The 13,020-nt window shown below is 56.5% G+C and carries 14 protein-coding genes; 4 read left to right on the top strand and 10 right to left on the bottom strand.

What is annotated here, in order from left to right:
* Position 1: 1 nt before the first annotated feature.
* Both F8N44_RS06475 and F8N44_RS31280 read right to left on the bottom strand, forming a co-directional pair.
* Positions 2–967 (bottom strand): leucyl aminopeptidase, encoded by a 966-nt coding sequence (locus F8N44_RS06475; RefSeq protein ID WP_150649739.1) that lies wholly within the window; start codon positions 965–967, stop codon positions 2–4.
* A 71-nt stretch (positions 968–1,038) separates the two neighbouring features.
* Positions 1,039–1,176: a hypothetical protein gene (locus F8N44_RS31280; RefSeq protein WP_003222780.1), complete on the bottom strand. Its 138-nt coding sequence runs from the start codon at positions 1,174–1,176 to the stop codon at positions 1,039–1,041.
* 892 nt (positions 1,177–2,068) lie between these two features.
* Here F8N44_RS31280 and F8N44_RS06470 point away from each other — a divergent pair.
* Positions 2,069–3,487 (top strand): amino acid permease, encoded by a 1,419-nt coding sequence (locus F8N44_RS06470; protein WP_150649738.1) that lies wholly within the window; start codon positions 2,069–2,071, stop codon positions 3,485–3,487.
* Between the two features lie 67 nt (positions 3,488–3,554).
* Here the strand turns inward: F8N44_RS06470 and glyA are convergent, their stop codons facing one another.
* Complete coding sequence (gene glyA, locus F8N44_RS06465; RefSeq protein ID WP_150649737.1) at positions 3,555–4,904, bottom strand: serine hydroxymethyltransferase; 1,350 nt, start codon at positions 4,902–4,904, stop codon at positions 3,555–3,557.
* A gap of 563 nt (positions 4,905–5,467) precedes the next feature.
* Here glyA and F8N44_RS06460 point away from each other — a divergent pair.
* Together F8N44_RS06460 and F8N44_RS06455 are read left to right on the top strand one after the other, a co-directional pair.
* On the top strand, positions 5,468–6,073 hold the full coding sequence (locus F8N44_RS06460; protein ID WP_150649833.1) for a helix-turn-helix transcriptional regulator: 606 nt from the start codon (positions 5,468–5,470) through the stop codon (positions 6,071–6,073).
* A complete protein-coding gene (locus F8N44_RS06455; RefSeq protein ID WP_150649736.1) occupies positions 6,057–6,935 on the top strand; it encodes a queuosine precursor transporter in 879 nt (292 codons plus the stop codon). The genes F8N44_RS06460 and F8N44_RS06455 overlap by 17 nt, the downstream gene beginning before the upstream one ends.
* 57 nt (positions 6,936–6,992) lie before the next feature.
* Here F8N44_RS06455 and queC read toward each other — a convergent pair whose 3' ends face one another.
* Complete coding sequence (queC, locus tag F8N44_RS06450) at positions 6,993–7,691, bottom strand: 7-cyano-7-deazaguanine synthase QueC (protein WP_150649735.1); 699 nt, start codon at positions 7,689–7,691, stop codon at positions 6,993–6,995.
* 157 nt (positions 7,692–7,848) lie between these two features.
* On the opposite strand from queC, the gene arfB reads away from it, so the two are divergent.
* Positions 7,849–8,262 carry an alternative ribosome rescue aminoacyl-tRNA hydrolase ArfB gene (gene arfB, locus F8N44_RS06445; RefSeq protein WP_007920134.1) on the top strand — a complete coding sequence of 138 codons (414 nt, stop codon included), beginning with the start codon at positions 7,849–7,851 and terminating at the stop codon, positions 8,260–8,262.
* On the opposite strand, the gene F8N44_RS06440 is transcribed toward arfB, so the two are convergent.
* The 6 genes from F8N44_RS06440 to phhA form a co-directional block, all read right to left on the bottom strand.
* Positions 8,259–9,446, bottom strand: a complete 1,188-nt coding sequence (locus tag F8N44_RS06440) for an MFS transporter (protein WP_191630871.1) — start codon at positions 9,444–9,446, stop codon at positions 8,259–8,261. The two genes, arfB and F8N44_RS06440, sit on opposite strands and share 4 nt — an antisense overlap.
* A 114-nt stretch (positions 9,447–9,560) precedes the next feature.
* Positions 9,561–9,743, bottom strand: a complete 183-nt coding sequence (locus F8N44_RS06435) for a hypothetical protein (protein WP_127926289.1) — start codon at positions 9,741–9,743, stop codon at positions 9,561–9,563.
* A 70-nt stretch (positions 9,744–9,813) separates the two neighbouring features.
* Positions 9,814–9,945 (bottom strand): hypothetical protein, encoded by a 132-nt coding sequence (locus tag F8N44_RS32025; protein WP_008088845.1) that lies wholly within the window; start codon positions 9,943–9,945, stop codon positions 9,814–9,816.
* Between the two features lie 267 nt (positions 9,946–10,212).
* The gene (locus F8N44_RS06430) at positions 10,213–11,406 is read right to left on the bottom strand and encodes an amino acid aminotransferase (protein ID WP_150649733.1); all 1,194 of its coding nucleotides are present in this window, start codon (positions 11,404–11,406) and stop codon (positions 10,213–10,215) included.
* The gene (locus F8N44_RS06425; protein WP_003222798.1) at positions 11,406–11,762 is read right to left on the bottom strand and encodes a 4a-hydroxytetrahydrobiopterin dehydratase; all 357 of its coding nucleotides are present in this window, start codon (positions 11,760–11,762) and stop codon (positions 11,406–11,408) included. Before F8N44_RS06425 ends, F8N44_RS06430 begins: the two co-directional genes overlap by 1 nt.
* A 117-nt stretch (positions 11,763–11,879) precedes the next feature.
* Entirely contained in the window at positions 11,880–12,671 is a 792-nt protein-coding gene (phhA, locus tag F8N44_RS06420) for a phenylalanine 4-monooxygenase (protein ID WP_007920123.1), read from the bottom strand.
* Positions 12,672–13,020: the final 349 nt, after the last annotated feature.

Here is a 13,020-nt window from a genome sequence, read left to right as displayed (position 1 = left end):
CCTAAAATACAAAGCGTCCGTCAAACACCGGCTTGTCATCCAGCGCCAACACACCGCCAGAAAAGATCAGGTCCAGGTGATGACTGCCCTTGGCGCCACCGCCCAAACCAAGGTGCAACCCGCAGTGCCGCTCTTCAAACCCGGCATTGCGCGCATACAGATCCTTCACGCCTTCGTTGGTGCCAATCCCCAGCTCTTCAATCCGCCGGTTCGAAGGATTGGCGTCCAGGTATTTGTTGAAATCATGCTCCAGCCCCGGCACGTCCGTGGCGATGCGGCTGATGGTCGAGTTCTCGATCCACAGCTCCAGCGGTGATTCCAGCACGCCATATTTGCGCGCAAACGGGATGGTGCTGAGGAACGTGCCCTTGAATTTCACGTGGCCGTTGATGGCTTCGCTATGAGTCGCGATTTCGCCGGGGGCCAGGTCGAAGTTGCCGACGCCGTTGATGTCGGTCCATTTCTTGATGCTGCTCAGCGGCGTTTCAAACCATGAGCCGTCGTCGTCCTTGAAGCTCAGCGTGGTCGCCTGGGACATGCGCTGGATCAGGTGACTGTTGAGCCCGGCAATCCGCTGCGGGGTGACGCTGAAGGTGTCGTAGAAATACTCGCCGTAGTCCTTGAACAGCAGCGACTTCTTCCAGTTTTCCGCCATCACCGCTTGCAGCGCTCGGACGAAATCCGGGCCGTCGGGGCGCGGGTTGGGCAGGGTGGAAGAGTCGTAGAAGAAAATGTACAGATCGCTGTCGGTGATTGCCGAGGTCAGCGTTGCGGTGCTTTCCAGGTCCAGACGTCGGGCGCTGAACTGGAAACGAGGATGATCGCCAGCCTGTTCGGCGATCGCGCCGGTCAGCGCTTGGTAATCAGCCGTGTGGCCGAGCAATACCTTCGCCGAGTCGAGGCCGGCAAGGGCAGGGTGGTGTTCGAGGTAGTAAAGGAAATGCGAGATCGCGCGGGGCTTATCCATGAGTCCTCCCTGACTGACCGTGAAGAAAGCGGCAGGCACGACCGGCCGGATCGTGCCTGCCCGGGGATGTCTTACAGAGGCCACATCGCCGTGCCGAACGGAACTACCGCGTCGGCTTGCATCATTTCTACAGCCGCCTCGTGGGTCGGTGCTTCAAACCATTCGTCCAGTTGCAGTTCGGTATCCAAGTCTTTTTCCAGTGCTTGCATGGTCGATCTCCTAGTTGACTTTCACGGTTGTGACTGGCCGGTCGAGGTGGCCGGCGAGACGTGAAGAACCTAGTTCAGGGTTTTTTGTTATGCAAAATATTATTCATTTAATTTTTAAATAGACTTTTTATTCTGTTTTTCGGCGGCAATTTTCTTATTTGAAAACAAAAAACTAACCGGCACGTTTCATTAGCAAGCTAGCTACCGTCAATTTGCAGACGTCTGAGAGATATTTCTGAAATGGAAACTATGCGTTACGCGTCGTAAAGAAATGTTTACGAAAAAGCCGGTAAAACCAAGTGAATCCAGACTTCCACGGGCGCTGTAAGGAAAAGCTGCCGAAGCCTGATTGGCCGGGCCCTGCGCAAGGCTCTGGCGCGCTTGTTTCAGCGGCGTTGGCAGGGTGAGATGCGCCCCATGCCTGTCGTGCAGGTGCATAACAAGAAGGAGGCGCAATGAACGCCGTGACTGATCTCCATCTCTCTCCGTGGGACGGTTTTTTCCTCGTCCACGCCGATGGCCTGCAAAGGCCTGACTCAATTTTTGCAGCCGCCCGAGCGTCTCGAGGCGGACTCACGCAATCCCGGCAACCATCACGCTGATCCAGCGGGGTCTGGCAGCAGGGGGTTAGCGGTGTACAATGCGCCGCGTTTTAACTGTGACCCTCTGCGTAATCGCGCAATCTCAAGGCTATCCGCCTTGTTCACTCCGTGGCGCCACAAGCGTTTCGGGTTCGATTTCGTCACAGATAAAAACAAACAGGTGACGCATGACCGTTGTAAACAAGCTGAACTCCTGGTGCCTGCGCTGGGGTTTGATCGGGGCTGCCTGAAATCGCAACCTTGCAGCAACGTCTACTGAACACCATCAAACCTTGCGTGAGACCTTTTTCATGAGTGGACAACCCTCGCAATCAGGCGAGCTGAAACGCGGCCTGAAAAATCGCCACATTCAACTGATCGCCCTCGGTGGCGCGATCGGTACCGGATTGTTCCTCGGCTCGGCCGGGGTGCTGAAATCCGCCGGCCCGTCGATGATCCTCGGCTACGCCATCTGCGGCTTCATCGCCTTCATGATCATGCGCCAGCTCGGCGAGATGATTGTCGAAGAGCCGGTGGCCGGTTCCTTCAGCCATTTCGCGCACAAGTACTGGGGCGGCTTTGCCGGCTTTCTGTCGGGCTGGAACTGCTGGATTCTGTACATTCTGGTAGGCATGTCGGAGCTGACTGCAGTCGGCAAATACATCCACTACTGGGCGCCGGACATCCCGACCTGGGTGTCCGCAGCGGCCTTCTTCGTGCTGATCAACGCGATCAACCTGGCCAACGTCAAAGTCTTCGGTGAGGCCGAATTCTGGTTCGCGATCATCAAGGTCGTCGCGATCGTCGGCATGATTGCGCTCGGCAGCTACCTGCTGGTCAGCGGCAACGGCGGCCCCCAGGCTTCGGTGACAAACCTGTGGTCGCACGGTGGTTTCTTCCCCAATGGCGTCAGCGGTCTGGTGATGGCCATGGCAATCATCATGTTCTCCTTCGGCGGTCTGGAAATGCTTGGGTTCACCGCCGCTGAAGCGGACAAGCCGAAGACCGTGATCCCGAAAGCGATCAATCAGGTGATCTACCGGATCCTGATTTTCTACATTGGTGCGCTGGTGATTCTGCTATCGCTGACCCCATGGGACAGCTTGCTGGAAACCCTCAACGCGTCCGGTGACTCGTATAGCGGCAGCCCGTTTGTGCAAGTGTTCTCGATGCTTGGCAGCAACACCGCCGCGCACATCCTCAACTTCGTGGTCCTGACCGCCGCGTTGTCGGTGTACAACAGTGGCACCTACTGCAACAGCCGCATGCTGCTGGGCATGGCCGAGCAGGGCGATGCGCCGAAAGGTCTGGCGAAGATCGACAAGCGCGGTGTACCGGTGCGTTCGATTCTGGCTTCGGCGGCGGTAACGCTGGTCGCTGTGTTGCTTAACTATCTGATCCCGCAGCACGCGCTGGAACTGTTGATGTCGCTGGTGGTTGCAACGCTGGTGATCAACTGGGCGATGATCAGCTTCTCGCACTTCAAGTTCCGCCAGCACATGAACAAGACCCGGCAGACGCCGCTGTTCAAGGCCCTGTGGTATCCGTATGGCAACTACATCTGCCTGGCGTTCGTCGCGTTCATCCTTGGCGTGATGCTGTTGATTCCGGGCATTCAGATCTCGGTGTACGCGATTCCGGTGTGGGTCGTGTTCATGTGGGTCTGCTACGTGATCAAGAACAAGCGCGGTGCGCAGCAGGCCGTGCACGCGGCAGGTGCTGCCAAGTAAGCGCTGACGCAGAAACACAAAACCCGGCCTGAGTGCCGGGTTTTTTATGGGTGCAAATGTTGGGGCGCTATTGATAGTCGGTGAGAGGATAGTCCCTGCACAACGTTTCGACCTCTGAGCGAAACTGCGCAAGGAGCAGGGGTTCCAGTGTGTAATCCTGTTCGCCGAGCGGTGCCACAGTATTCAGAATCCGGCCTATCAAATTGACGATCTGGCGGCTGCCGTGGACATCGACCCGGCGTTGCGCCAAGGCCCCCGTGCCGATGCGCAGCCCGCTGGTAACAAGTGCCGAGCGGGGATCGCCGGGTACGCGATGTTTGCTGACGATGATCCCGCAATGCCCCAGCGCCGCCTCCGCGATGGCGCCCGTCATGCCGCCACGCAAGCGAACCAGTACCGTATGGTTTTCACTGCAGCCGCCGACCACTTCATAGTCCTGTGCCTGAAACGCCTTGGCCATTTCATCCGCCGTACGGCGGATCTGCGCCATGCAGGCATCGAATTCGGCAGACATTGCGTAACCCAGCGCGGCAGCCTTTGCTGCGATCATGTTGGCGGCAGGCGCGCCCTGCATTCGCGGGTAAACGGCTTGATCGAGGAGGCGGCTGAAGGTGGTCCGCAAGCCGGGAATCTTGGTGTTCGCGTCACGCCCGCTGAGGATCACGCCACCCCGAGGCCCGGCGAGTTGTTTGTGCGTGCAGGTGACGGTGACGTGTGCGGCGTCGATCGGACTTGGATGGCGCCCGGTGGCGACCAGCCCGGCGATATGCGAAATGTCGGCGAGCAGGATGGCTCCGGCCTCATCGGCAATTTCACGAAAACGCTGGAAGTCCACCACGCGGGAATAGGCGGTGGCGCCGCAGAGGATGACGCGTGGGCGATGGGCGAGTGCGAGCAGGCGTACCTTGTCGTAATCGATCAGGCCGTCGGATGTTGTGCCGTACTGGATCGCCTTGTAGTAGGCGCCGGAAAACGCAGCGAGGCTACCATGCGTCAGATGACCGCCATGTTCCACTGCCATGCCCAGCAAGGTATCGCCCGGCTCCAGCAAGGCTGTCAGCACCTGGTAAACGGCGTTCGACGCCGAGTGCGGCTGGACGTTGGCGTATTGGGCCGCGAACAGTTCCCGCGCCCTGCGGATGGCCAGCGACTCGACCAACTCGACGTTCTCGCACCCTGCGCTGTGGCGCTTGCCGGACACGCCTTCTGCGGTCACGTTGACCAGCACGGAAGCGCATGCCACCAAGGTTCGTGGCTGCACTGCGAAGGAAGATGAGATCAACGAAAGCGTGTGCTGTTGACGCGTGACTTCAGCATCGAGAATGGCCGCCAGTTCGGCATCTTCTGCGCGAAGATCCGCCAGGCCACGTCGCAACAAGTCAGCCTGATTCTTGAGCGGTTCAGTAGTGAATGCCATTGCTTGATTCCTTCCCTGTTTACTGTGCGCTGCGACAGCAGCGCGCCTTCCCTGGTTTTGCGTGATGCGAACATCCTGCTTGCCGAATCTGTACAGGCGAATCCATGTTCTGCCGCGGTGCGTGCAAAACCAAACCCTGTACAGGCCTCCCGTTTTTTGTTGTTTCACTCTCTAAAATGAGAAGCCGGCTCGACGCATCATAGATTTTTCAGTGAGGAACGCCACAGAATTAATCAAAAAAATGAACATTGTTCAAAGAAAATGATTCTTTTTGTAGGCGCTGCGGGTGTAAAACAGGCATTGCTCAGTGCCGACTTTCAGGCACCGGGTGAAAGGCAACAGAACGGACGGATCAGTCCAGAGGCTGAAATGATCCTGCAAGTGGGCGGGGTACAGCCTGTGAAAGCTGACTTTTTATACCGAATCCAGGGAGGGAGGGTGCTATGATTTCGCGCGGCACTGACAGGGATAAAACTGCAATTTCCTACCTCACTTGTGTATGTCCGGAATGATCATTCGGGACGTGCCATTGATTGCAGTTCAAAATGGATGATAAGCATGTGATGCATAGAAGAGAAAGATCGGAGAATCTGAAGAACAATATCAAGTACCTGATCAAGAGTCGCGGGGAGACGCAGCTGTCCTTGTGTCACTCCAGTGGTTTGACCCGAACGACCATCTACAACATCCTTGAAGGCAAGGTGGTTAATGTCCAGCAGTCCACTGTTCGCAAGATTTCCGATTTCTTCGGGGTGTCTTACGAAGAAATAGAGACGCTTGATTTTGAAGAAAAGGAAATCATCGAAAGCAGTATTTCGCCACAGGGCAACATGAATCCAGCCGCTGTGCCTGTCATCAAGGAAAGCATGCTGCTGCAAAGTCTGGATAAAAGAATTGGTGAGTTGGCCACGATTTATCCGCTGACTTACTATTTTGGCGCGTCTTTCAACCTGATTGGCGTACTTCTGGAAAACGAAATCAGTGGCATGAATGAGCCCGGCGATCTGTTGATCGTGCAGAAAGGAGCGTCGAGCAGCGACAGGGAAAAACTGGTGTACGACAGAATCACAGCGAAGTTATCTATAAGCCATGAAGGCAGCTTTGATGCGGATCGTGTATGCGTGATCGGAGATGTAATCGAGGAACGATTTAATGGATTACAGTGTTGAAATGGAAAACAGCAAGTACAAGTTGCTGGGATTCGAGAATGGAAAAAGCCTGGCCGTCATCATGGTCATCGCGACAGGCAAAATAATTAAAATAAAGCTAAGTGAAGTGTTGAATAGTGAGATTATGGATAATCTGAATAAAATCGAAGTGAAAAACCTCTATAAGAAGTTTTACTCGCAGGGTGGAGCACTCACCGCTTACGAAATAAATGACCGTCATGAGAGTTCTTGGATGATCTACATCATCCTGAACCTGATGCTGTTCACGCTTTATATTTTTACCAGTATTGCTGCGACAAAACCGATCTACCTCGAGTATTTCGATATTGTCGTAACGCCGGGCACCTTCCTCTATCCGCTGACGTTTCTGATCGTCGACTTGCTCAACGAAACGTTTGGCCTGAGGCTCGCGCGAAAAGCGATCCTGTTCGCATTCATCAGTAATGCCGCGATTATCATTCTGCTGGCCATCACTACCCATCTTCCGGGACTGCCGGGCTGGAAACTCGATGGGGCTTACAATGATGTTATCAGTCAGTTGTCCGCAGTCCTGGTAGCGTCTTCTATATCCTTTTTGGTTTCCGAGAACATAAATTCCTATCTGTTGTGCAAGATCAAGGAACTCACGAATTCCAGATTCCTGTTTTTGCGAGTGTTTTTAAGCACACTGTTTGCCGTGATCATCGACAGTTTTCTTTTCTGCTACATTGCTTTCTACGGGACGATGGAAAATAGCGCGATACTGGGCATGATCTACGTTCAGATCGCAATCAAAGTGGGTTTCGCATTCTTTAATATTTTGCCTGCGTACGGGGCAAGGTCTTTGTTCAAGAAATATCTGACGGGTGCGCAGACGCAGTAAGAGAGGAGGGCGCTCACTGTTGGCGGCATGCTGGAGTGAGCGCTTCTTGTCGCGGTTTTACTTTAAGCCGAGTTTCTCTTTCAAGCTTTGAGTTACCTGCAATTTATTGTTCAGGAACTCATTCAAGCCTTTTGCACGAAGATGGCAGGCATCGCAATCGGAACATCCAACACCTTTGATGCCGTTGTAGCAAGTCAAAGTCTCTTCGCGAACCAGTTCCAGTTGATGGTGGTAATCAGCCAAGGCCCAGGTCTCTGCCTTGTTCAGCCACATCAATGGCGTATCCAGTTGCAGCTTATAGTCCATGCCTGACTCAAGGGCTTTATTCAGAGCCTTGACGAACTCATCCCGGCAATCGGGGTAGCCTGAGAAGTCGGTTTCACAAACACCGGTAATGACCGTTTTAGCCTGGACTTGATAGGCATAGATAGAGGCCAGGGTCAGAAAAAGAATGTTACGTCCCGGGACGAAGGTGCTTGGCAGGCTCTCGCCGGAGCTGTTAACGGTCGGGACCGGAATGTTATCGCGGGTCAGGCTGCTGATGGCTAGCTCGTTGAGCAAGGACACATCCAGCGTTTTATGCACGGTCACGCCGAGCTTTTTGGAAAGTTGCTGTGCAACTTCAATTTCCGCGTGGTGACGCTGACCGTAATCAAAGGTAATGCAGTGGACTTCATCGTAGTGAGTCAGTGCATGGATCAGGCAAGTCGTAGAGTCCTGGCCACCACTAAACACGATAACTGCCTTGTTGCTCATAAGTCTGCTTCCTGCATTAAACGGGTAGTTTTAAAGGTCGCAATGGTAACTCGAAATGACGCTCGATATAAGTGCGCCGGAAGTTGCGCCGCCGGGCAGCCGGTCATGCTCCGGCTAATCGCGGTATCCTGTGCGCTCTGATTAAGGGCGTTTTTCCATGCTGGTGATTTCCAACAACGTGCATCTGCCGGATGCCGAGATCGAACTGACCGCCATCCGCGCGCAAGGCGCCGGTGGGCAGAACGTCAACAAGGTCTCCAGCGCCATGCACCTGCGCTTCGACATTCCGGCCTCGTCCTTGCCCGAGTTCTACAAGGAGCGGCTGCTGGCGCTGCGCGACAGTCGCATCACCAGCGATGGCGTGTTGATCATCAAGGCCCAGCAATACCGCACGCAGGAAGCCAACCGTGCTGATGCGCTGGAACGGCTGGTCGAGCTGATCCTCAGCGCCACAAAAGTCGAAAAGAAACGCCGCCCGACCAAGCCGACCCTTGGCTCAAAGAAGCGTCGGCTCGAATCGAAAACCAAGCGCGGCAGCATCAAGGCCGGGCGCGGCAAGGTGGATTTCTAGTCTTCGCGGTACTTGGCGGTGTGCTTGTAGAGATAAACGCTCAGCGCCAATCCACTTAGCGAGGCGAGGGCGGCGAACAGGAAGATCGAGGCAAAACCGAAGCCTGCCGCAATCGCCCCGGCCAGTGGCCCGGTGATCCCCAGGGACAAATCAATGAACAGCGAATAGGCGCCAACCGCTGCGCCACGGCTGGACGCCGGCACCAGATTCACCGCTTCCACACCCAGCGCCGGAAATACCAGCGAGAAACCAAACCCGCTCAACGCCGCGCCGGCCAACGCCCAATGCGCGTCCGGCGCGAGCCACAACAGCAGCAGGCCAAGGGTTTCCACCGACAGACAGGCAATCGCCACGCGAAAGCCGCCGAGACGGTTGATCAGGTTGCCGAACAGCAGCCGCGCGCCGATGAAGCTGGCCCCGAACAGGCTCAGGCACAACACCGCGTTGTCCCAATGCTGGGTGGCGTAATACAGGGTGATGAAGGTGGCGATGGTGCCGAAGCCGATCGAGCCCAGCGCCAGACCGCAGCCGTGGGGAAACACTTTGCCGAGCACATGCATGAACGGCAGGCGTTCGCCGGCGACAATCGGTGCCGGCGTTTTTGGCCAGGCGAGCAGAAGGCCGAGCGCGGCCAGCAGGATGATACTGACGCCCATGCTCCACAAACCCAACTGGGCGACCAGCCACACGCCGAACGGCGCACCGACCGCCAGTGCGCCGTAACTGGCGATGCCGTTCCAGGAAATCACCTTGGCGGTGTTTGCTGCGCCAACGCGGCCGATGCCCCAGCCAATCGAGCCGGAGCCAACAAGGCTTTCTGCACTGCCCAGCACCAGACGGCCGATCAACAGACTGATCAAACTGAGCATCGGCATGCTTGGTGTCCACGCCGAAATCAGCATGAACACACCGCTCAAGCCACACCCGGCGAGGCCAATCATCACTGCGCGCTTGCTGCCCTGATTGTCGATGATCTTGCCGGCATACGGGCGGCTGAGCAGGGTGGCGAGGTATTGCACGCTGATCACCAGGCCAGCGATCACTGCGCCAAAGCCCAGATCGCTGTGGACGTAACCCGGCAATACCGCGAGCGGAATACCGATGTTCAGGTAACCGATAAAGGTGAAGAGGACGATGGAGACGACTTGCAGCGTGACCGCCAGGGGACGCTGGGGTTCTGGCATAGAGGACGACATGGGTAACGATCCACGGGAACGGCAGATTAGATAGGCTGCTTATGATACCGGCGTGGAAGACTCTGGGGCGGGAAAAGTAAAACTATTTGCCGTATGGCGGCTTCAAGGCTTGTCCGGGGCGACCATCTGCGTGGTAACCAGGGCAGCGAGGGCGTTTTCTTCAGTGCCGAAACGGGCGAGCAGGGCGGCCTGTTTCTCGGGCGAGAGACGGTTCCAGATCTCGATCATTTTCTCGGTCGCACCAATCAGTACGGCGGCTTGGCTTTCAGAGAATTCGTCGGTCATGGCAGGCTCGGGTTCAGGCAGTGTGGAAAGCGCATGTTAGCGCTTTCCACACGGTCTGTACGACGGGGTCTTACTCTTCGTTGTCGGCCGGGCGGCTCTCAACGGCTTCTTTCGGCTCGGGCTGTTGGGCACCGGCTTGCTGCGTGGTCGTCTGCTCAGGTACGTGCAGGCTTGGGAAGGGGAGATTAGGAATCTCGTGCATGGTTGCGCTCCTCGCTAAGTCTGTTGATAGATCTGGTAGATCCGCGCTTTTGGAAAGCCTGCGCAGGATACAGCAGGAAAAATGACAATCAGACTTTTAATTCAAATTAATGCGACAGATGGCCGCAGGGGGCAAAAATAAGGTCACCACAAAACAAATGTGGGAGCGAGCCTGCTCGCGAAGGCAGTGTGTCAGGCAACATTTTCGTTGAATGACACGCCGCTTTCGCGAGCAGGCTCGCTCCCACAGGGTTTTGTGTTGCAGTAACTATTTGCAGACGCTGGCGATGGCGTCGGCCAGCAGCGCGAGGCGCGTGGCGTCGATGCCAGCGACGTTTGCCCGGCCCGAGCTGACCATGTACACGCTGTGATGCTCACGCAGTTGTTTCACTTGCTCCGGCGACAGGCCGGTGTAAGAGAACATCCCGCGTTGCACGCCAATGTGCGCAAAGCGCTCGCGCAGGCCATGCGGCTCCAGTGCTTCGACCAGGCCGCTGCGCAGTTGCGCAATCCGCAGACGCATGGCTTCCACTTCATCGGCCCAACGCGCTTTCAGCTCCGGGTCGGCGAGGATCGTTGCGACCACTGCCGCGCCGTGATCCGGCGGCGTCGACCACAGGTTGCGGGCGATGTTGGCCAGTTGGCTGCGGATGTCGATGAGCTTGTCGGCGGTTTTCGCGCAGACGATCAGCGCACCGGTGCGGTCGCGGTACAGGCCGAAGTTCTTCGAGCAGGAACTGGTGATCAGCAGCTCTGGCACTTCTGCCGCGAACAACCGGGTCGACCACGCATCCTGCTCCAAGCCATCGCCAAAGCCCTGGTAGGCAAAGTCGATCAGCGGCAGCAGATTGCGCGCGCGCACCACATCGAGCACGCGCTGCCAGTCGTCATGATTCAAGTCGAAACCGGTCGGGTTGTGGCAGCACGCGTGCAGCAGCACCACATCACCTTTCGGCACTTCGTTGAGCACGGCGAGCATGGCTTCGACGTCGAGGCGGTTGTCACTGCCCACATAAGGGTAGTGACTGACCTTGACCCCGGCTGCCGCGAAAATGGTTTCGTGAATCGGCCAGGTCGGGTTGCTCAGCCACACGCCTTTGCCCGGCAGGCACTGGGCGATAAAGTCGGCGGCCAGACGCAGCGCACCGGTACCGCCCGGGGTCTGAGTAGCGCCGGCACGTTGTTCGGCGATCAGCTTCGAGTCGGCGCCAAGCACCAGCTCATTGATGACCTTGCCGAACAGTGGGTTGCCGTGGCCACCGATGTAAGTCTTGGTGTCCTGGCTTTCGACCAATCGTGCTTCAGCGATTTTCACCGCTTCAGGGATCGGCGTCAGGCCTTGGGCGTCCTTGTAGACGCCAACGCCCAGGTCGAATTTGCGCGGGTTGCTGTCCTGTGCATACGCCTCCATCAAGCCGAGGATCGGGTCGCCGGGTACCCGGCCGATGGCGTCGAAGTGCATTACTTGCGTCCTTCTGCAGTCTTGGCCACTTCGTCAGTGCGCGCAGCCATGATGAAGTCGTTGCGGTGCAGGCCTTTGATCGAGTGGCTCCACCAGGTCACGGTGACTTTGCCCCACTCGGTCAGCAGGCCCGGGTGGTGACCTTCGGCCTCGGAGATTTCGCCGACCGCGTTGGTGAAGGCCAGTGCGTGTTTGAAGTTCTTGAACAGGAAGACCTTTTCCAGCTGCATGATGCTGTCGCGTACTTCGATGTTCCAGTCAGGGATCTGCTTGATCAGGATCGGCAGTTCTTCGTCGCTGACTTGTGGCGCATCGGCGCGGCAGGCTTCGCAGTGGGCTTGGTTCAAAGTGGACATGGTGTATTCCTGAAATCGAGTGTGTTTTTTTTATTAAAGCTTTTCGGCCGTCAATGCCGTCACGCTAAACCAAAGTGGCGGCGACTGACAGGCTCAATTGTCAGCAAAAGTCGCGGTTCACGCGGCTTTCGGTTTCGGCGGAAATTTCGGTGCGTGCAGACCCAGCTGCATGCCTTGGCGCACCATGGCCATGATGTCTTCATGGGCCACGTCGAACAGACGCTTGAGGTTCGGCAGGACAAAGTACAACGGTTGCAGGATGTCGATGCGATACGGCGTGCGCATGGCTTCGAGCGGATCGAAGGCCTGATGCTCAGGTTCGTCCGACAGCGAATAAACAGTTTCTTTTGGCGAGGAAAGGATGCCGCCACCGTAGATGCGTTTGCCTTGCGGGGTGTCGACCAGGCCGAACTCGATGGTCATCCAGTACAGGCGCGCCAGATACACGCGTTCCTCTTTAGTCGCCTGCAAGCCGAGTTTGCCGTACGTGTGGGTGAATTCGGCGAAATACGGGTTGGTCAACAGCGGGCAGTGACCAAAGATCTCGTGGAAAATATCCGGCTCTTGCAGGTAGTCCAGCTCTTCACGGGTACGAATGAACGTCGCCACCGGAAATTGCTTGCTGGCCAGCAGTTCAAAAAACGTCTGGAAAGGAATCAGCGCCGGAACACGAGCGACCTGCCAGCCGGTGGTCTCGCCGAGCACCTTGTTGATCTCGCCGAGTTGCGGAATGCGGTCGTGGGGCAGACCGAGTTTTTCGATACCGTCCAGGTACTCCTGGCAGGCACGCCCTTCGATCACTTTCAACTGGCGAGTGATCAGCGTGTTCCACACCGCGTGTTCTTCGGCGGGGTAGTCGATAAAACCTTGCGCATCGGGCTCGCGGGCCACGTATTGCGTCTGCTTCATACTGCTCTCCTGCTAGGGGAATTCGTTCTTGTTATGTCCAGCGATGGATTCAGAATTACCTGAGAGCGGGTTGATATGCAGCAGGTTGAATTACCTGCGCGTAGGAAATTTCTCTTTAATTCGTAAAGTTATCGTTACGGTTTGACCGCCGTCGCGCATTTTCGGTGATTTTCAGGTTTGAAAAGCCTGATGGCTGTCACATAATCTTGACAACTATCTGCGCGCCTCGACAGAAAAGTCGTGGTGCTGACCCTTGTGGGAGCGAGCCTGCTCGCGAATGCGATCTGACTGACACCTTCATGTTGAATGTGCCGCCGTCTTCGCGAGCAGGCTCGCTCCCACAGGTTCT

The organism is Pseudomonas fluorescens (assembly GCF_902497745.1).
GTDB classification, from domain to species: Bacteria; Pseudomonadota; Gammaproteobacteria; order Pseudomonadales; family Pseudomonadaceae; genus Aquipseudomonas; species Aquipseudomonas fluorescens_BM.
Note: the sequence above shows the minus strand (reverse complement) of the source record. Positions and strands in the feature narration are given on the sequence as shown.

Coding starts and splice junctions, on each gene's coding strand:
- F8N44_RS06475 (WP_150649739.1), bottom strand. CDS start 967: ATGGATAAGCCCCGCGCGATCTCGCATTTCCTTTACTACCTCGAACAC.
- F8N44_RS31280 (WP_003222780.1), bottom strand. CDS start 1,176: ATGCAAGCACTGGAAAAAGACTTGGATACCGAACTGCAACTGGACGAA.
- F8N44_RS06470 (WP_150649738.1), top strand. CDS start 2,069: ATGAGTGGACAACCCTCGCAATCAGGCGAGCTGAAACGCGGCCTGAAA.
- glyA (WP_150649737.1), bottom strand. CDS start 4,904: ATGGCATTCACTACTGAACCGCTCAAGAATCAGGCTGACTTGTTGCGA.
- F8N44_RS06460 (WP_150649833.1), top strand. CDS start 5,468: ATGCATAGAAGAGAAAGATCGGAGAATCTGAAGAACAATATCAAGTAC.
- F8N44_RS06455 (WP_150649736.1), top strand. CDS start 6,057: ATGGATTACAGTGTTGAAATGGAAAACAGCAAGTACAAGTTGCTGGGA.
- queC (WP_150649735.1), bottom strand. CDS start 7,691: ATGAGCAACAAGGCAGTTATCGTGTTTAGTGGTGGCCAGGACTCTACG.
- arfB (WP_007920134.1), top strand. CDS start 7,849: ATGCTGGTGATTTCCAACAACGTGCATCTGCCGGATGCCGAGATCGAA.
- F8N44_RS06440 (WP_191630871.1), bottom strand. CDS start 9,446: ATGCCAGAACCCCAGCGTCCCCTGGCGGTCACGCTGCAAGTCGTCTCC.
- F8N44_RS06435 (WP_127926289.1), bottom strand. CDS start 9,743: ATGACCGACGAATTCTCTGAAAGCCAAGCCGCCGTACTGATTGGTGCG.
- F8N44_RS32025 (WP_008088845.1), bottom strand. CDS start 9,945: ATGCACGAGATTCCTAATCTCCCCTTCCCAAGCCTGCACGTACCTGAG.
- F8N44_RS06430 (WP_150649733.1), bottom strand. CDS start 11,406: ATGCACTTCGACGCCATCGGCCGGGTACCCGGCGACCCGATCCTCGGC.
- F8N44_RS06425 (WP_003222798.1), bottom strand. CDS start 11,762: ATGTCCACTTTGAACCAAGCCCACTGCGAAGCCTGCCGCGCCGATGCG.
- phhA (WP_007920123.1), bottom strand. CDS start 12,671: ATGAAGCAGACGCAATACGTGGCCCGCGAGCCCGATGCGCAAGGTTTT.